Annotated in this window: 17 protein-coding genes and 1 other annotated feature; of the genes, 9 read left to right on the top strand and 8 right to left on the bottom strand. The window is 35.5% G+C overall.

All coding sequences use genetic code 11. The features are described from left to right. Positions 1-3: 3 nt before the first annotated feature. Genes GQ596_RS00485 through GQ596_RS00475 form a run of 3 tightly spaced genes read right to left on the bottom strand, consistent with a single transcriptional unit; the run spans position 4 to position 3,792 of the window. The gene (locus GQ596_RS00485; protein WP_160399735.1) at positions 4-1,341 is read right to left on the bottom strand and encodes a PTS galactitol transporter subunit IIC; all 1,338 of its coding nucleotides are present in this window, start codon (positions 1,339-1,341) and stop codon (positions 4-6) included. A gap of 29 nt (positions 1,342-1,370) precedes the next feature. After that, positions 1,371-1,826: a PTS sugar transporter subunit IIA gene (locus tag GQ596_RS00480; RefSeq protein ID WP_160399734.1), complete on the bottom strand. Its 456-nt coding sequence runs from the start codon at positions 1,824-1,826 to the stop codon at positions 1,371-1,373. After that, on the bottom strand, positions 1,816-3,792 hold the full coding sequence (locus GQ596_RS00475; protein WP_160399733.1) for a transcription antiterminator: 1,977 nt from the start codon (positions 3,790-3,792) through the stop codon (positions 1,816-1,818). Before GQ596_RS00475 ends, GQ596_RS00480 begins: the two co-directional genes overlap by 11 nt. 434 nt (positions 3,793-4,226) lie before the next feature. Here GQ596_RS00475 and GQ596_RS00470 point away from each other — a divergent pair, with 434 nt between their 5' ends. Continuing rightward, positions 4,227-4,598, top strand: coding sequence for a DUF805 domain-containing protein (locus GQ596_RS00470; protein ID WP_160399732.1), 372 nt, complete (start codon positions 4,227-4,229; stop codon positions 4,596-4,598). Between the two features lie 126 nt (positions 4,599-4,724). Here GQ596_RS00470 and GQ596_RS00465 read toward each other — a convergent pair whose 3' ends face one another. After that, positions 4,725-5,342, bottom strand: coding sequence for a riboflavin synthase subunit alpha (locus GQ596_RS00465; protein ID WP_160399731.1), 618 nt, complete (start codon positions 5,340-5,342; stop codon positions 4,725-4,727). A gap of 191 nt (positions 5,343-5,533) precedes the next feature. On the opposite strand from GQ596_RS00465, the gene crcB reads away from it, so the two are divergent. Beyond that, positions 5,534-5,911 carry a fluoride efflux transporter CrcB gene (gene crcB, locus GQ596_RS00460; RefSeq protein WP_160399730.1) on the top strand — a complete coding sequence of 126 codons (378 nt, stop codon included), beginning with the start codon at positions 5,534-5,536 and terminating at the stop codon, positions 5,909-5,911. Between the two features lie 106 nt (positions 5,912-6,017). Continuing rightward, the gene (locus GQ596_RS00455) at positions 6,018-6,428 is read left to right on the top strand and encodes a SulA-like leucine-rich domain-containing protein (RefSeq protein WP_160399729.1); all 411 of its coding nucleotides are present in this window, start codon (positions 6,018-6,020) and stop codon (positions 6,426-6,428) included. 14 nt (positions 6,429-6,442) lie between these two features. Here GQ596_RS00455 and GQ596_RS00450 read toward each other — a convergent pair whose 3' ends face one another. The 4 genes from GQ596_RS00450 to GQ596_RS00435 form a co-directional block, all read right to left on the bottom strand. Beyond that, a complete protein-coding gene (locus GQ596_RS00450) occupies positions 6,443-7,954 on the bottom strand; it encodes a class I adenylate-forming enzyme family protein (protein WP_160399728.1) in 1,512 nt (503 codons plus the stop codon). Beyond that, complete coding sequence (locus GQ596_RS00445; protein ID WP_202113707.1) at positions 7,951-8,781, bottom strand: SDR family NAD(P)-dependent oxidoreductase; 831 nt, start codon at positions 8,779-8,781, stop codon at positions 7,951-7,953. Before GQ596_RS00445 ends, GQ596_RS00450 begins: the two co-directional genes overlap by 4 nt. Before the next feature lie 1,020 nt (positions 8,782-9,801). Next, complete coding sequence (locus GQ596_RS00440) at positions 9,802-11,367, bottom strand: hypothetical protein (protein ID WP_160399726.1); 1,566 nt, start codon at positions 11,365-11,367, stop codon at positions 9,802-9,804. A 719-nt stretch (positions 11,368-12,086) separates the two neighbouring features. After that, a complete protein-coding gene (locus GQ596_RS00435; RefSeq protein ID WP_160399725.1) occupies positions 12,087-12,638 on the bottom strand; it encodes a cysteine hydrolase family protein in 552 nt (183 codons plus the stop codon). Between the two features lie 118 nt (positions 12,639-12,756). Here GQ596_RS00435 and GQ596_RS00430 point away from each other — a divergent pair, with 118 nt between their 5' ends. The 6 genes from GQ596_RS00430 (at position 12,757) to hisH (ending at position 18,445) form a co-directional block, all read left to right on the top strand. Continuing rightward, a complete protein-coding gene (locus GQ596_RS00430) occupies positions 12,757-13,149 on the top strand; it encodes an Lrp/AsnC family transcriptional regulator (RefSeq protein WP_160399724.1) in 393 nt (130 codons plus the stop codon). A 195-nt stretch (positions 13,150-13,344) separates the two neighbouring features. Further along, positions 13,345-13,469: a sequence feature (His leader region), on the top strand. A gap of 38 nt (positions 13,470-13,507) precedes the next feature. Beyond that, positions 13,508-14,407 (top strand): ATP phosphoribosyltransferase, encoded by a 900-nt coding sequence (gene hisG, locus GQ596_RS00425; RefSeq protein ID WP_160399723.1) that lies wholly within the window; start codon positions 13,508-13,510, stop codon positions 14,405-14,407. Positions 14,408-14,411: 4 nt separating this feature from the next. Further along, positions 14,412-15,713 (top strand): histidinol dehydrogenase, encoded by a 1,302-nt coding sequence (hisD, locus tag GQ596_RS00420; protein WP_160399722.1) that lies wholly within the window; start codon positions 14,412-14,414, stop codon positions 15,711-15,713. A gap of 9 nt (positions 15,714-15,722) precedes the next feature. Then, complete coding sequence (gene hisC / locus GQ596_RS00415; protein ID WP_160399721.1) at positions 15,723-16,781, top strand: histidinol-phosphate transaminase; 1,059 nt, start codon at positions 15,723-15,725, stop codon at positions 16,779-16,781. Between the two features lie 8 nt (positions 16,782-16,789). Then, complete coding sequence (gene hisB / locus GQ596_RS00410; protein WP_160399720.1) at positions 16,790-17,857, top strand: bifunctional histidinol-phosphatase/imidazoleglycerol-phosphate dehydratase HisB; 1,068 nt, start codon at positions 16,790-16,792, stop codon at positions 17,855-17,857. Continuing rightward, positions 17,858-18,445 (top strand): imidazole glycerol phosphate synthase subunit HisH, encoded by a 588-nt coding sequence (gene hisH, locus GQ596_RS00405; protein ID WP_160399719.1) that lies wholly within the window; start codon positions 17,858-17,860, stop codon positions 18,443-18,445. Positions 18,446-18,457 lie beyond the last annotated feature (12 nt).

Genomic DNA, 18,457 nt, shown 5'->3' with positions numbered 1-18,457 from the left:
CTTTTAATAAATTTCAATTTTTTTGATTTTGTTGATATAAATCAGCAAGCATAAAATCACCAACGCTAAGCCGATCAGTCCTATATAGCCAAAGTAGCTTAGTAGTAAAACAAACAAGGTTACTGGCCATAAACCACATAAAATAACCGTCACAATACCTGCTGTGCCTACATCATAATTAGCTAAATGGAATACATCCGTAATCACAGGCGCAAGCCAAGTTGCCATATATAAGCAAATCACTAAATAAATGGTGCCACCGATAATTGAACGAACAATATTGCCTTTAAAAAATGGAACCATTAAACAGATACCAAAAGCGTAAAAAGCCAAATCACCAAAAGGTAGCACTTTATTGCCCGGTAAAATTAATGCCAATAAAAGTGAAGCAGGCACCATAATTAATGCTGTTGCCATAACAGCAGGATGTCCAACTGTTAATGCTGCATCCATACCAATATTAACTTGTTTGCCATTGAGTTTTTTGCTGGTGAATTCACGTGCAGCTTCAGCGACTGGCAATAATCCCTCCATAAACATGGCCACCATTTTAGGCATTATTTTCATAATTGCCGCGGTTGAAATAGCAAGCTTACCAATTTGTGGAACATCATATCCTGCTAAAATTCCTACCACTAAACCAATAATTAGACCAATAACAACCGTATCACCAAAAATACCAAATCTTTTAGTCAATGTTTCTGAATCAGCATTTAATTTATTAAAGCCCGGAATGCGATCAAAGATCCAATTTAAAGGAATTGCCACAATAGCGCCCGACAAAGCCATTAAATGTGTAATTGAAATACCCGGATAACCAAAAAATGAGCTTATTGGTTTTTGTAACAAATCGGCTAAAAACCATTGCAACATAACAGCGGTAATGCACCCAATAATTCCTACCCAATAAAGCCCCGTAATTGAATAAGCCACTAAGCCTAAGAATATGGCGAACCAAAAATTCCAAATATCGACATTTAATGTTCGAGTCCAACCCAATGAAATAAAAAGAAAGTTAATAAGTAGCGAAATAGGAATAAGCAATAACCCTAACGTGGTTGAAAATGCCAACGGCCCACCCACACCACAGCCTATATCCATAATGCTTAATGATGTGCCGTACTGCTCGCCCATTTTTTGAATGGCAACACCCAAAGTATCCGACAATAAAGAGATCACCAAACCTAAACCAACGATACCAATACCGACAGTGATACCAGACATAATAGCTTTTGAAAATGGTACTCTAAAAAACAGGGCTATAATAAAGATAATGATGGGTAAAAAGACAACCCCGCCTAAATTTATTAGCCATTGAAAGATGTTAATAATACTATCCATTTTAGGACTCCTTAATAAAAGTTAACTTTTTATTTCACACCCGCTTCATTTAAAATAGCAGTAAATTGATTAATTGAATGACATTGTTCCAATAGCTTTATTTGTTGTTCGTTTTGAAATAAGCCTATTAGGTTTTGTAGATTTTCAACTTGTTCATGAGGTTGTTTCATGGCAAGCATAAAAATGAATTTGACGGGGATTTTTTCGTTTTCATCGGTCATACTACTAAAAATAACGGGCTGTTTTAACGATGCAAAACAAATCTGAGATTGATTAACTCTTGACGAATCAGTATGTGGCAAAGCAAATCCTGTTGAATTGACCAATAAACCGGTAGGATATTGTTGTTCCCTTTGCAAAATACCGTCTAAAAAATCAGGTTTAACAACTCCATTCGTCAATAACATTTGTGCCATTTGTGTCAGGACTTGTTCTTGATTTGATGCCTCAATATTAAAAAGGCATAAATGCTTATCAAAGTACATGTTTAATTCCTCTTTGATTATCCAAAAATAGTTTTAGTTGTTTAAAACTGGTAATGTTTTTTAAAGCAGATATAGCGTGCTTGTTAGAAACAATTTCGTAAATTTCTGTAAATACTTCATTGATACTATTGATATTTTTTTCAGAAAGGCTAACCATAATAATCACGCTTACATCAATTAATCCCCATTTAATTGGTTTGCGTAATGTCATAATTGATATACTGGATTTAGTGACAAACATCGGTGAACCGTGCGGTAAAGCGATACCGTTTTCAATTGATGTGTCGCCGATTTCTTCACGATGTAAAACTGAGTCTCGGTAGTGATGGGTGACATAGCCTTTATCTTCAAGTTGCTTGATTAATTGGTTAAGGCATTCATTTTTATTGTCAATATCAGCACTTAATTCAATAAGATCAGGATCTACAAATTTTGCTGTGGATGGGTAACAATTATTTTTTTCTGAAAAATCAGACTGCTTATTCAAAACATAATTAGCATAAGCCTGAATGATGTTTTGGTAATCATTAGTATTTAATAATGATGATATTTTAACAACAGGCTTATTAAGATTATTGATATCAAGTGTAGTAATAATTAAATCAACATTACTAAGATTTGTTGATGTCAACTTCGAAACTGAATAGACTTCAATATTATCTTTAGAAGGCAATATTTTACGAACTTTATTTAAAATTAAATTTGACGAAGAACAACCATATTGACAAATAATCACAATATTATTCGCATCGGCAGCTTTATCTAATGCAATTTGAAAATGAATTAATAAAAATGATATTTCATGATCATTTAAACGAATATTAAATTTATGTTCTAAATCAGAAAGCGCGTACCACAACACACTGAATAATTTTGAATATTCGAGTTTAATCTCTTTTAAAATAGGATTAATAATACGTATTTGCTTTTGCAAACGGGTAACCATGGGTGGAAAGTGCGACAAAAGTGAATGAAACAATTTACTGTCTTTCGATAAATCAACTCCTTCAATTTCGCCAATTTTTTTAATGATTTTACGAATCATTTGCTCATAAAAACTATCATCAACTTTTACTGACTCATCAATAATTCGATGAGCAAAAAAAAGCTTACTTAGATATTTAATATCATTAGTTGAAAACTCAATGTTAAAAACAACTCCAAGTTGTTTTGCAAGATCCGATGCAATTAGATACGATTGCATATAACGAATATGGTTAAACAAAAAATCATCTTCTTCATCAATCGGATAACCTAACGTTAATCGTTTTAATTGTATTGCTATCGATATCAATAACGATGATAAATAATATTCAGAGGATCGCTGAACAATTGATTCATGATGCTTAAATAGTAATTGGCTAATTTGCTCAAAAGAATCATCCCCCATCAATGAATTCATGAGTTGATTTAGATAATAATTATCTTGTTTATTAATATATAACAATAAAAAGTGCTTAATAGCGCGTTGAATTTGACTTTCTTTGCCCTCTATAACAATGGCTTTATGTGTTACGACTAATAAAACATTTTCTGATTCTAATGAACGGTTAATAAACTCGATATCTTTATGTAACGACGTTTTACTTACAATATAATCATCAGATAACTGCTCCAATGAAACGCTTTCTTGGTTTAATAAACAACGTTTTACAATATCTAACCGACGATATTCTGGAGGCAATCTGCGTGAGTTTTTATTAAAATAGCCATGGCTATTATTTTGTTCTAAATAATCAATTAGTAAATCAACACAGTCTTTATTCCCTGTTAACAGCAAACCTTTACGAGGAGATTTTTCAATATAAATGTCGCTATTTGGAGCAGCTAATAGCCGATCATTTAATTTTTCAATATCGGAATAAATGGTTTTAGTTGAAATAGATAACTTTGCACTAAAATAAGTTGCTGGTTTAAATTCAGACTCTTTAAAAAGTAGTTTCAGTAACTCTATTTGTCTTTCCATTACCAAACTCCCTTTTTATATTTTTCAAATATATTCATGATCTAATACGTTAAAGTATAATTAGTTGAATAAATAAGACGATGACATTTTTTTCCAGATTAATCTGGAATTAGATGTAATAAAAAAAGCAGAAAAAAGAACCTATTAGGATAATACGATAATAGATGGAATAATTATTTGTGTTTCTGGTGTTATGTTTAGTTTCTTTAGAGTTTAATCGTTATAAAATACAGTATATAATCAATAAAATTTTTTAACTCTAAATACATTCTGTTTAAAGCTTATTGATTCCTTAAATTTTCATATTTCATGAACATTTGATTAAATTATCTACTTATTGGTTATATTTATATCACCTTGTTAATATAGAATATTTGAAATAAAATTTGATTTATTATATAGTTGCACAGCTTTTGAAAAATAAGGAGTATTAAGTGTTAAATAAAGCAATTAATTCATGGCTTAATGGCTATAAAAAAATATTTTGTTATAAAGGTCGTTCAACTCGTAGTGAGTTTGGTTATTTTATTCTTATCCAAATTATAGCATCGATGTTTTTTACTACAATTGGAGTGAAAATATTACCACTTTTTTTAATTATTCTTTGTTTGGTTATATTTTTGATTGTTAGCTTCTTAGCAATGTTATCCTACAATGTTAGACGACTACATGATGCAGGAATGAGTGGTTGGTGGTGCCTTGCTTATTTTATCGCTGGAGCAGTTTTAATAGGCGTATCTCTAGTAATGACTCCAACTCCAGGTGCAAACCAATACGGACCAGATCCAAGAACATCATCAAAATAATAAAATCCCCCTCCTTACTAGGTGGGGGTACAGATTATCCTTATATCCAATCCCCCTAATCTTAATTATTTTATCTAACCTTTATTCTCGGTTTTAAAGTAACTTTCATCTTGATATTTTAACGATTTAATTAACCCAATTTTTTGTTGCTAATACTCGCTCAACGGTATCGACAATTGCTTGAGTTTGAGAATCAATTTCGATATTAACTTTGTCCCCAATTTTTTTAGCATCTAATGTGGTAATGGCAAGCGTTTCAGGAATTAGATGAATCTGAAAACAACTATCGTTAACCTTACCCACTGTCAGGCTTGCACCATCAATCCCAATAAAGCCCTTATATAATACATACTTACTAAACTCTATTGGCAACTGTAACATCATTTGGCAATTGGTTGCGGTTTTTTGAATATCAACAATCGTTGCAGTACAAGAAATATGACCAGACATAATATGTCCACCTACTTCATCGCCATATTTTGCACTACGTTCAATATTAACAAAATCATGGACTTTCTTATCGCCTAATGTCGTTAACGCTAAGGTTTCTTGCATAATATCAAACGATACCCAATCTTGCTCAAAACCTGTCACCGTCAAGCAACAACCATCATTAGCAATTGAAGCACCAATTTCAATTTTATTGGCCAATTGATGTGGCAATTTAACTTTATATGTTCTTAATTTATCTTTATCTTCAATATCAATAATCTGACCAACACCTTGCACAATACCTGTAAACATATATAAACCTCAATTCTTAATAATACTCAACATTCTATCTCAATCTGATTAGAATTTCCTATTTCTATTTTCTACTGGTATGATCGTTTCAAATGTTTATTGATTAATTATTATTGATATCGATAGCAAATTCATATTTCAATTTTATAAAATAACTTTTTATTTCAGTATATAAGCAAGGACATATCATTATGTTAAAACTGATTTTAGCTATTTCGATCGGTTCGGTGGCGGGTGGTTTGTTGCGTTGGTTTTTATCGCTTAAATTAAATATTATTGCTTTTGCAATTCCGCTAGGCACATTACTGTCTAATTTGGTTGCAGGTTATATTATTGGTTTTGCCATTGCCTTTTTTAACCATTCTAACCTTTCTGCCGAATGGCGTTTGCTTGTGATAACCGGTTTTTGTGGTGGACTATCAACTTTTTCGACTTTTTCAGCCGAAATTGTTAACTTTTTACAAGAAGGTCGAATATCTTGGGGCTTAGCAGCCATATTGATTCATGTAATTGGCTCTGTTTTAATGACATTTTTAGGGATTTTATCGTACCAATATTTGCGATCTTAAAGTGATTTAATTAACAAATAATACAAAAAATAATCACAAATAGAGTTTACAACACCAAAATACTGTATTAATATACACTGTATATAGACACAGTATTGAGGTTATTATGCTAATTGAACATTCATCACAACAACTTATGGCAATTCATTTTGAATCACCTTTTCAACAACTGTTACAACAACAACGCTCTTTATTAAAATCACTTAATAAAGCCAAAAAATGGCAATTATGGCTTTCTGAACGCCCAATGTTAAAACGTTCATGGATTAATACTGCAGGGTTAGACAAACAAAAAGTTGTTCATTTAAGTAATTTAAAAAACGAAAATCTAATATCGACAATAGAAAAGGCACTACGAAGCCAAACCTGCAGCTATATCGTTGCGTGCATCAACGATCTTAATGAACAAGACAAACAACGATTACAACAAGCCGTATTATCAAGTAATACCTGCCTACTTTTAGTTAACGACGAACAACCAAATGAACAGCACGGACAGCCAATTCAATATCATTAAATTACAAAATATGACTAACAAGACAAATACAGTTGAGTTAGTCGTTTTCGATCAACTTTACCGATCTTTGTCATAGGTAATTGATCGATAATATTGATCTTTTTCGGCATTTGATAACGGGCAATTTGAGACTTTAACCAACAAAATAGTACTGTTTCGGTTAATTTACTATTAGGTACTAAAACAACAAAAGCCACTAACCGTTGCCCAAATTCTGTATCAGGAACACTAATAACAGCGGTATCTTTAATTTCAAGATGCGATAGTAAATGTTGCTCTAGTTCAAACGGATAAACGTTTTCCCCACCTGAAACAATCATATCATCTACTCGACCTTTTAGATAATAAAATCCCTCAGCATCTTTATCAGCCAAATCCCCAGTTGCAACCCAACGCTTGCCCAACGTTGACCAAGCACATTTGATATAAAGCTCCTTTTTATCTTCTTTTGCTACTAATTTAGCGCAAAGGCCTTTAAGTGGCCTGCCTATTGTCGTTGGCTTGATAGCTAAATCATCGGGAGTGGCAATCATACAAACGCCAGCTTCAGACGTGCCATACAAATTGAATAAAACCTTACCAAGCTGATCTAATGTTTGTTTAACCAACATCGCAGTAATCGGTGCTCCACCAGTAATAATACAACTCAGGCTTTTAAGTTGATCAACAGAATATGTCAACATTCGATTTAACATTAAAGGCACCAATGTCACCACTTCAATTTGATTATCAGCAATTAATTGACATGATCTTTTAGCTTCAAACCGCCTAGTTAAAAACATGGTTGCCCCTAATAATACCGACATACATAAAGTCGCTATACCAAAACCATGATAAATCGGTGTAGCAATATAGATTTTTTTATAATGGCTAAGTTTCAATTTTACTAATAACTGCAAAAATGGACGCATAAAATTCTGCGCTTTACTGCTACGCCCTGCCATCTTAAAGCGCCCCGTTGTACCACTGGTTAAAACTGTCACCTTAGCAAAGTGCGTCACTTTAATTTTAGTTTGAGGCGTTAACGGCAAAGCGGTTAATAATGAATAAACAGAAGTTTGGCTTTCATGATAAGTTGGCAAGCTGTTTTTTATAGGTGGTAGCGCAATAACATCAGGATCATAAATGACCCAATCAAATTGCACATTATTGCTAATATCATTAACTTGTGCCGCCGATAGCTCAGTATTTAATAAATAAATATCAGCCCCAAGCCTTGCCACTGCAAATAAAGTATGAACCAAAATTGCGTGATTACTTGCCATAATAGCGATTTTTTGATGAGGTTTAATACCACAATGTAACGCTAATTGCATTGCCAAATGTTGAGATTGACAATAAAGTGTGCGGTAATTAATACAAACACCATCTTGGCTAATCGCAATTTGCTCAGGACAAAGTCTTTGGCGAATATATAGCAAAGCCATTAAATTCATACCAACAAGACGAATACTAGCAAATAAACACCTAATGCCTTTAAAGGTCAATAATTGCGTTTTATACAAAGCTAAAATCGATTTTATCATTGTTTTTTCTTAATATAATAATAATTTAATTTGCACCAAACGCCGTTAAAAATAACAGAAGCCAGTTGCCCCAAAATCGCCCACCATGGTTTATATTGACGTTTTTTGGTAACAAGCAAACGACTAATAATAGTTGCCGCTTGGTTAGGTTGCAGTGCAGGAAGTTTTTTATAGATTTTAGTCGGCGCTATCATTCGGGTTTTAACTAAAGGCAAATAAGCTGTCGAAACGGCTATCTGCTGGTTTTCAAACTCGCTACTAGCACAACGTAACCACTGGTCAAAAGCGGTTTTAGAGGCTTGATAAGCCGCCCAATTAACTGTTGGTGCTAACAAAACGTTTATTGCCGAAACATTAACAATGTGCCCTTTCGCTTGTTGTAATTTAGGAACTAATGCCAAACACAATTTAACGGGAGCCAAATAGTTTAGCTTAATGGTTCTTTCAAAATCATGCATACGATCTAACGATTGCATAATTGGGCGGCAAATTGATATACCTGCGTTATTAATAAAGACATCAACATGATAAGGTTCTAAATAAGTAATAAAACTATCTAACTGTTTAGCATCGCGCAAATCGGCACTAAACAGTGCAACTTTTGCTTTTTTGTTTGATAACGATTGCTTAATGAATTGCAATTTATCTGCTGTTCTAGCCACTAAAATCAGTTGACACTCAATATCAGCCAAAAGATAACATAACGCCTCACCAACTCCAAAACTAGCGCCAGTAATAATAATTGTTTTATGTTGTAAAGACTGTGTTAACTGGCAAAAATTGGGCTTGCGTATAGGGAAAAGGAGATAATTAAGCAATTCAATCAAAATCTTCATCGGTCAATAATTAATATTTTAACGTAACAGTATAAAATTAATGCTAAACAAGTCAATATGATAGATATTTTAACAAAAGCCGATAGCACAACAAATCATTGCCATAGGAATAAAAATTGGAAATATAATCCTCCTCACTAATATCAAATGATATTTATTTCATGATTTGTTTTAAATGATATGCTTATTGGCTTTGACAATAAATATTGTTCAGACAACGCATTAATTTGTTTATAAGCCATCCCTTTACTTGTAAATAGCACTTGATAATAACCATTTTCCAAAGCCAAATTTGATTTATCCTTTTCAAGGAATTTTTTATCACCTAATGTTTTTTTGAAGATAAAATTGGTATACCGAACAGTAATTTCATCATCTAAATTTTCTTGATAAAAAATGATTAATACACTTTTATCATAATTCTTATATCTAGCTAAAAACTCAAGATAAATTTTAAGTTGCAGTAACGCATCTGGACTAGTAAATTGGTATGAATATTGTTTGGATTCGGCAATAATACCGGTGTTTTCATCGGCTTTTAATTTTATAATAACGTCTTTGTTCGGTAAAATATTTTTATACGCACATCCACAAAGGCTAAAAATAAGGATAAGAATAAAAACAAATTTTTTCGTTATATCTTTTCTATTTTAAGTATCGGGATGGAAATGAATTATTATTCTATGTAATCCATTTTTCTATAAACCTATTAAACTTTACAGTAAAATTATCACTTAACAATATTGGTGGGTTGAATTTTTTAAATCTTCAATATTATATTGATTTATTTTATTAAAAACACAAAAAACACCAATAAAATCAATACTTTTCCTGACTGATTTTTGCTTAAGATTGCGTGGGTTAAAATTGATAACGCAGCTTTAGTTGCTAACCTAAACAACACAGCCCCAACCTGAATGGTTGGGGCTTAACTGCGTGGGTAGCATTTGCTATATTATCCTCTCTTTGCACCATAAGTGTATTTTGTGCCTAAGGATTAAACGCAAAAAATTAAGGTGTGACACAAACAGCATTAGCGTCTATGTTGGCAAAAATCCAGAGTTCGCCGTCAGACTCACGGATAACATAAGGTCCTTGACGATCTGCCTCCGCCGTCATGTAAGAGCCGCCGCCGAAGTTTGTATTAACATAACCGCTCACTATCCCCCACTCCGAGAAAAAGAAACCTATGTTACGAGTGTAATATAGGTCACCTCTCGGCGGCGTCCCACCTTGAAAATCACCGAGGGTCGTATTGCTTAATTCCCTTACTCGTGGCAAACGATAACCCAAACTATTACACCATGAGCGCTGGTTTCTCCATGATGAGTCCTTCCCCCGACCGACGAACCACTTACTCAACCTAAATACATATCTCACCTCATTACCACTTCTATCCCTTCCCACCAACTCAAAGGTCTGTGGTAAAGATGGACGTGTTAGTGGGCTTGGATTACTTGAGTTTCTTTGAGTACTATCAGCACGAGGACCGCTCAACGTGACCCGCGTTACATATCTGGATTTATCCGTAATCCAATAATCACTTTGGTTCGGCAACCTCCAACTCACCGTTGCATTTAGGGTACCACTTGTGTTAACTGTCCAACTCAACTGGCTTGCGTCAAGCACAGTAGGAATCTTCAAGTCAAAATACAATCCATCTGCACCTGTAGTTGGGAATGCACTTGAAAAGCCCTCTCCGCTACTCCATTCACCTCTTTGACCTCTACCACTACCACGCCTGTTTAGCCGAAGATTCGGCATAACCCTTTCAACAAAGTAACAATTACCAGAAGAATCCGGCTTGATGTAATACGTCGCACCGCCTCCACTGAATGTACTTCTATTTGGCACCCCGTACTGTGTAGTTAAACTCCCCCCTGTACTACTTAAGGTTACTCTATAAGGTGCACTACATTTACTTAATGTATCACCACGATTAACGGTACGACCATCTTTATCTTGTATTGTTAACGATATATTCCCTGATGCTGTTACTCCACCGGCTCCCTGTCCATCGCCATCATCATCTCCCCACTGCCCTTGGGTAATTAGACTATTTAAACTGGTAGTAGTTGTACCCGACGGCAATACCGTATGAATATCATTAAATGTTATTCCAGTAGAAACCATTATCGGGTTTGTCGAACTCGATGTGTTGGTCGATGGCGTAATACGCCTTCCATCTGGCAACTCGATTGCCAAAAAGGTGTCTGTATCAGTTGCCTTAGTCCGCCCTCCATCAAACGTTAAATACGGCGCACTGCCCTCTATAACCCTTGATGTCTGTGCCGATAACGCCTGTGCCCCTTGTGTATATGACAATAACAATAATGGCGCAAAGAATAATGCCGATTTAGATAATAATGGTGATTTAAATAGTAATGGCGGTTTGGATAACCACTTGGATATCGGCGATAATTTTGCCAAAAGTTTTGCCGATGACGGCGTCGATTTCGCTATGCGAAATGACTTCGGTGATGAAAATAACTGTGGCGCCTGTTTTTGACCACTATGTGAATCAATAAGATTTAGGGCATAGGTTTGGCAGGCCAGATGCCAGATGCCAGATGCCAACCATGGTAATGCATTTTTATTCCCTTGTCAAGTAATTTCTTGTTTTTTCTCGATTTTTATATCCGTTCGCTTATTTAATAAGCGATTCCCTGCTTGAAAAAGCCTAAAAATTATAACTTGATGGTGCATAATCTGCCACTTTTTTTGTTAATTTATTGTAAAGAATTGTTAGGAGTAAGAAAGCGTTGCTTTGGTTTTTTTGGGAGAGTGGCATTTGTTATGGGTGCTTGAGTGGTCGTTTTTAGTCGCTGTTTTAGGTAGCAGTTTTTAATCACTTTTTTAATAAAAACCACCTCAAAAAAAACTTCAATAAAATCAATACCTTTTCTGACCGTTTTTTGGAGTTTTTGCAGTTTTTTTATAAAAAAGTGACTCATAAAAGCCACTCAAAGTTATGCTGTCTGTCTTGTTACGGGGTCGGAATGTGCTAACCTCGCTCTGTTGTCAGCACATTCTGACGCCGGAGTAAGACAAATAACATAATCGCCGTTTTATTGTAAAGGTTATTGTGTTTTTATAAGGCTGTTTTGTTAAGACTCTATAAAAACCTTAATAAAATCAATAACCTTCCTGACTGATTTTTGGGTGAAAAATATCGCCTTTTTTAGATGATTAGAATAAATTAGGTGTAGGATTTTAGGACGTTTGTTATGCTATCACTTTTGTGGCATCCATTAGCCATAATCATTTAATCATAATACGATAATTTATCAAATAATCTATTTGGTTTGAATAAACGTTTCACAACTTATAACCGATGCAAAATTGCTTAAGGCAGACATAAAACTATTATGTACCACTTGGAATGGAATCGTTTTACCGTCAAATTCAAGATCACGAGTTGTACAAGCGTCATGAATTAATATCGGTTGATAACCAAGTTCAGATGCGTGACGTGTTGTTGAGTCAACACACATATGGCTCATCATTCCACAAATAACAAGTTGTTGAATCTGTTCTTGTTGTAATTTTTGTTGTAACTCTGTTTGATAAAAACTGTTAGGAAATGCTTTTTTTACAAGATATTCATGCAAGTTACCAAGCGGTAACAAACTTGGGTGAATTTCAGCACCTAAACTTCCGTTAGCAAAAAAATTAGCATGAGGATCGGGTTTTATATGCTGGATATAAAAGATTGGGAGTTGTTGTGATCTAAAGTGTTTTTGTAGTTTTAAAGTATTTTGTAATGTTAATTCTGTATTGTTTAAAGTAAATTTACCCGTTGGGAAATAGTCATTTTGTACGTCGATAATTATTAACCCTTGTTTCATTGTTTTCTCCTTAAATTATATTTGAGTTGATAATTATGCGATAATGATGCTATCTGTTACATAACGAATTGAAAGTATTATTACTTAGCTACTTTCAATATGAAAAAGATGAGCAAGTATGGATAAAAAAGATCGCGCTATTTTAGATGAACTTAAAAAAAATAGTCGCCAATCATGGAAAGAAATTGGCGAAAAAGTATTTTTGTCAGGACAGGCTGTTGGACAGCGAGTTCAAGAATTGTATGATAGTCATATTATTGAAAAATTTACTATTAAAGAAAAAACAAATCAGCTTCAGTTTATTACAATTTATATGAATTCAAATCAATTCACCTTGTTCGAAAACATGGTCATGTCGTTTAAGGAAATCATTGAATTTTATAAAATCACGGGCGATGGGTGTTATTTTATAAAAAGTGAATTTACAGACCAAAATTTAATCCACTTTTTAGACAAGCTTGAGCACTATTGTCGTTATAAAGTTAGTCATCAGTCAAAAGTGATTCGATAATGCTATTTTAAAGATTTACATCTAAACTTGTTTGCTATTTTTATATAAAAATTTTTAAATAAAAATCAAAAAAAAGTTGCGAGCATGTAAATTCTGTTATATTTTGTTCAGTAGCTTTAATTATCAACTCAGTTAAAGGTTTTTTATTTTTATGAATTGTTTTTGCGTTTTTATTACTAATGCTATTAGTACACATCATCATCACCATCATTCCTGAATAGTCTTCGGGCGATTGGTGCTGGAAGACGTTGATCTTCCGGTGATATCGCAAAAGCAAGCAGAGAACCCTCGGAAGATCAAACTTCCGAGGGTTTTTTGTTTGTGGTTTATAAATTTTTAGATAACTTTGGAGAAAGATATGTTGGATAATTCGCGTTTACGCATTGCAATGCAAAAGTCAGGTCGATTAAGTGACGAATCAAAAAAGTTACTTGCTCAATGTGGTATTAAAATTAATCTTCAAGAACAGCGTTTGATCGCTTTTGCCGAAAATATGCCAATTGATATTTTGCGTGTTCGTGATGACGATATCCCCGGATTGGTTATTGATGGTGTTGTCGATATTGGGATTGTCGGCGAAAATGTTTTAGAAGAAGAAGTATTAGATAGGCAGGCCGAAGGCGAAGATCCACAATTTAAAAAATTGCGCAGTTTAGATTTTGGTGGCTGTCGGTTGTCGATCGCTGCACCTCGTGATTTTGAATATTCTGGACCAGAATGTTTAAATGATTTGCGTATTGCCACCACTTACCCTCATCTGCTCCGCCGTTATCTTGCTCAATATAATGTTACCTTTAAGACCTGTTTGCTGAATGGTTCGGTCGAAGTTGCCCCTAGAGCAGGGCTTGCTGATGTTATTTGTGATTTGGTGTCTAGCGGTGCAACGCTTGAGGCCAATGGACTAAAAGAGATCGAAGTTATCTATAAATCCAAAGCCTGCTTAATTCAACGTCAAGGCGAAATGCCACCAATAAAACAGGCGTTAATCGATAAAATCATGACACGCATTCAAGGCGTTATTCAGGCTCGCGAATCGAAATATATTATGCTCCACGCCCCTACCGCTGTTTTGGAAGATATTGTTGCCTTATTACCGGGTGCAGAAAACCCTACTATTTTGCCTCTCACTGGTGAGCAAAATCGTGTTGCGTTACATATGGTGAGTAGTGAGTCTCTATTTTGGGAAACCATGGAAGAGTTAAAAGCATTAGGCGCAAGTTCAATTCTTGTATTACCAATTGAAAAAATGATGGAGTAATAAGATGAAACTTTCTTATTGGCAACAATGTACTGACGATCAACGAAAGATACTACTGACTCGCCCTGCAATTAATGCGTCGGATTCGATTAGCAAGGCAGTAGCCGATATTTTGGCACAAGTAAAACAGCACGGCGATGAGGCTCTAAAAGCATTAAGTAACAAATTTGATAAAGTTCAAATTGAGCAAATAAAGCTTACAAAAGAAGAAATTAAAACCGCCGCAAATCGTGTTAATCCTGAATTAAAACAAGCCATGCAATTAGCGGTTGCCAACATTAAAAAATTTCACCAAGCACAAGCCTATCAATCCATTACGGTCGAAACAATGCCGGGGGTAAAATGTCAGTTAGTTACTCGTCCTATTGATTCAGTTGGGCTTTATATTCCGGGTGGTTCTGCCCCTTTATTATCTACTGTGTTAATGCTTGCAACGCCAGCTAAAATTGCGGGTTGTCGTCAAGTTATTTTATGTTCGCCACCGCCCATCGCTGACGAGATTTTATATGCTGCTCAGTTGTGTGGTGTTAGCGAGGTTTATCAATTAGGCGGTGCGCAAGCCATTGGTGCAATGGCGCTAGGTACTGAGTCGGTTCCTAAAGTTGATAAGATTTTTGGTCCAGGTAATGCTTATGTTACCGAGGCTAAACGACAAGTTAGCCAGCGACTTGATGGCGCTGCCATTGATATGCCAGCAGGTCCGTCTGAAGTGTTGGTGATTGCGGATAGTTCAGCGAATCCTGCTTTTATTGCCGCCGATCTTTTATCGCAAGCTGAGCATGGTCCTGATTCGCAAGTGGTGCTATTAACGCCAGATGAAACGATTGCTCAAGCTGTTTCGCAAGAAGTGGATAAACAGTTGGCTGAGCTGTCTCGCCAAGGTATTGCCGAAAAGGCACTCCAAGAAAGCCGTTTGATTGTCACAAAAGATTTGGATGAGTGTGTGGCAATTAGTAATCGTTATGGACCTGAGCATTTAATTATCCAAACCCGTAATGCCGATGAGTTAGTGGAACAGATAACCAGTGCTGGTTCAATATTTTTAGGCGATTGGTCGCCAGAATCAGCCGGCGATTATGCTTCAGGAACGAACCATGTTTTGCCAACTTATGGCTATACAGCAACCTGCTCTAGTCTTGGTTTGGCAGATTTTCAAAAACGTATGACGGTGCAAAAATTATCACCAGAGGGGTTAAAAGCTATTGGTCATGCGGTTGAGTTAATGGCAGAAGCGGAACAACTCACCGCCCATAAACAAGCGGTTAGCCTTAGACTTGCGGTATTAAATTCAATAAATCAAAAATAGGTGGTTAAAATGGATATCAATAAATTAGTTCGAAAAAATGTTCAGCAATTAACGCCTTATCAATCTGCTCGCCGTATTGGTGGTCAAGGTAATGTATGGCTAAATGCAAACGAGTATCCTGTTGCTCCACATTTTGAATTGACCGATCAATCCTTAAACCGTTATCCAGAACCACAGCCTGAAAAAGTAATTCAGCGTTATGCACAATATGCAGGCGTGCAATCTGAGCAGTTAATTGTTAGCCGTGGAGCAGATGAAGCCATTGAGCTATTAATGCGTGCATTTTGTGAGCCAGAAAAAGACAGCATTTTGTACTGCCCTCCAACTTATGGTATGTATCAAGTGAGTGCGGAAACGTTAGGTATAAATACTAAAACCGTGCCTACCACAGCTGATTGGCAACTCGATCTTGAAAGTATTGAGCAAAATCTTGAGGGAGTTAAGTTGATTTATGTCTGTTCGCCAAATAATCCAACGGGTAACTTGATTGATCCTGAAGATATCAAGACGTTACTCAATATCGCTTACGATCGTGCCTTAGTTATAATTGATGAAGCTTATATTGAGTTTTCTCCAAATTCAACGGTCGTGAGTTGGCTTGCTGACTATCCACATTTAGTGGTTTTACGCACACTATCAAAAGCGTTTGCTTTGGCAGGATTACGTTGCGGTTTTACCATCGCAAATAAACCGGTTATTGATGCATTACAAAAAGTAATTGCCCCCTATCCTCTTGCGACGCCTGTTGCCGATATTGCCGCTCAAGCGCTGAGTAAAGAGGGGATTAATACTATGAAGTTACATGTCATTAATTTAAATAAACAAAAAGAAAAATTTGCCAGTTTACTCACACAATTATCGATTGTTGAAAAAGTTTATCCCAGTTCATCAAACTATTTATGCGTAAAGTTCCAAGACCATAAAGCAGTGTTTGAAACCTTATGGCATAAAGGTATTATTTTACGCGATCAAAGCAAGTCGATTGGGCAAGATAATATGATTCGAATTACCATTGGCACCCAAGCTGAGTGCGAAGCGGTTATTTCTGCGCTCAAAGCAATAAAATAGGAGCAAATATGTTACAAAAATACTTATTTATTGACCGAGACGGCACATTAATTACCGAACCACCCGTTGACTTTCAAGTTGATCGCTTTGATAAACTGGCTTTTGAACCGAATGTAATCCCTGCCCTTCTTAAATTGCAAGCCGCTGGCTATAAGCTAGTGATGGTGACGAATCAAGATGGACTTGGCACCAGTAGCTATCCACAAGCCGATTTTGAGGGTCCGCATAATTTAATGATGCAGATTTTTAAATCACAGGGGGTTAATTTTGAGGAGGTCCTTATCTGCCCTCATTTTCCTAAAGATAATTGTGAGTGCCGTAAACCAAAAATTCAATTAGTTTTACCTTATCTTACCAGTGGCAAATTAGATAAAGCCAATAGTTACGTTATTGGTGACAGGGTCACAGATATTCAGTTAGCTGAAAATATGCAAATCAAAGGACTACGCTATCATCCTAAAAATTTAAACTGGAACGAAATAACCCAACAATTAACCACTAAAGATCGCTATGCGAAAGTTGAACGCAACACCAAAGAAACAAAAATACGCGTTGAAGTATGGCTTGATCGTCAAGGTGGTAGTCATATCAATACGGGGATCGGTTTTTTTGATCATATGCTTGATCAAATTGCCACTCACGGTGGAATTAAACTTAATATTCAAGTCGATGGCGATTTGCATATTGATGATCATCATACTATCGAAGATACAGGGCTTGCCTTGGGTGAGGCTTTAAAAATAGCACTCGGTGATAAACGTGGTATAACTCGCTATGCCTCAGTAATTCCGATGGATGAGTGTTTAGCAAAATGTGCAATGGATATTTCAGGTCGCCCTTATCTTAAATTTTCGGCTCAGTTTACCCACCAGAAAGTGGGCGATATGAGCACTCAAATGGTTGAGCACTTTTTTTATTCAATCAGCTATGCAATGGCAATCACCTTGCATATTGAAACAGAAGGCGATAATGATCACCATAAAGTTGAAAGCTTGTTTAAAGCTTTTGCTCGCACCTTAAAACAAGCAATTAAGATTGAAAGTGACCAACTACCTAGCTCAAAAGGAGTGCTATAAATGAATGTTGTCATTTTAGATACTGGCTGCGCCAATCTTTCATCGGTTAAGTATGCAATAGAAAGATTAGGTTATAAGCCAATTATTAGCCTTGATCCCGAAGTAGTGTTAAATTCAGACAAGCTTTTTTTGCCCGGTGTGGGTTCTGCTTCAGCAGCGATGCAAAAACTAAAAGAGCGTAATTTAATTGAACTGATAAAAGTTTGTACTCAACCAGTATTAGGGATCTGTCTTGGTATGCAGCTTTTAGCTGATTATAGTAATGAAGGGAATGTGCATACACTTGGTATAATTAATGAAAAAGTGACTGAAATTCCTGATTGTGGATTACCCCTTCCGCACATGGGGTGGAATAAAGTCTACCCAAAAGCCGGACATCATCTTTTTCGAGAAATTCCTGATGGTGCTTATTTTTATTTTGTACATGGATACGCAATGCCTCTATGCTCAGCAACAATAGCAGAAACCAATTACGGCGAAAGCTTTACCGCAGCCGTGCAAAAAGACAATTTTTACGGCGTGCAATTTCATCCAGAACGTTCTGGTTTAGCCGGTGCAAAATTGCTCAAAAACTTTTTGGAGATGTAATTATGGCTGTTT

Origin of the sequence: Gilliamella sp. Pra-s60 (genome assembly GCF_009795755.1) — a bacterium.
GTDB lineage: Bacteria > Pseudomonadota > Gammaproteobacteria > Enterobacterales > Orbaceae > Gilliamella.
The sequence above is the reverse complement of the archived record's forward strand: the minus strand, read 5'-3'. Positions and strand labels throughout refer to the sequence as shown.

Bases quoted from the DNA above. Each gene is read 5' to 3' on its own strand.
- GQ596_RS00485 (WP_160399735.1), bottom strand. From the start codon at position 1,341: ATGGATAGTATTATTAACATCTTTCAATGGCTAATAAATTTAGGCGGG.
- GQ596_RS00480 (WP_160399734.1), bottom strand. From the start codon at position 1,826: ATGTACTTTGATAAGCATTTATGCCTTTTTAATATTGAGGCATCAAAT.
- GQ596_RS00475 (WP_160399733.1), bottom strand. From the start codon at position 3,792: ATGGAAAGACAAATAGAGTTACTGAAACTACTTTTTAAAGAGTCTGAA.
- GQ596_RS00465 (WP_160399731.1), bottom strand. From the start codon at position 5,342: ATGTTTACAGGTATTGTGCAAGGTGTTGGTCAGATTATTGATATTGAA.
- crcB (WP_160399730.1), top strand. From the start codon at position 5,534: ATGTTAAAACTGATTTTAGCTATTTCGATCGGTTCGGTGGCGGGTGGT.
- GQ596_RS00455 (WP_160399729.1), top strand. From the start codon at position 6,018: ATGCTAATTGAACATTCATCACAACAACTTATGGCAATTCATTTTGAA.
- GQ596_RS00450 (WP_160399728.1), bottom strand. From the start codon at position 7,954: ATGATAAAATCGATTTTAGCTTTGTATAAAACGCAATTATTGACCTTT.
- GQ596_RS00435 (WP_160399725.1), bottom strand. From the start codon at position 12,638: ATGAAACAAGGGTTAATAATTATCGACGTACAAAATGACTATTTCCCA.
- GQ596_RS00430 (WP_160399724.1), top strand. From the start codon at position 12,757: ATGGATAAAAAAGATCGCGCTATTTTAGATGAACTTAAAAAAAATAGT.
- hisG (WP_160399723.1), top strand. From the start codon at position 13,508: ATGTTGGATAATTCGCGTTTACGCATTGCAATGCAAAAGTCAGGTCGA.
- hisD (WP_160399722.1), top strand. From the start codon at position 14,412: ATGAAACTTTCTTATTGGCAACAATGTACTGACGATCAACGAAAGATA.
- hisC (WP_160399721.1), top strand. From the start codon at position 15,723: ATGGATATCAATAAATTAGTTCGAAAAAATGTTCAGCAATTAACGCCT.
- hisB (WP_160399720.1), top strand. From the start codon at position 16,790: ATGTTACAAAAATACTTATTTATTGACCGAGACGGCACATTAATTACC.
- hisH (WP_160399719.1), top strand. From the start codon at position 17,858: ATGAATGTTGTCATTTTAGATACTGGCTGCGCCAATCTTTCATCGGTT.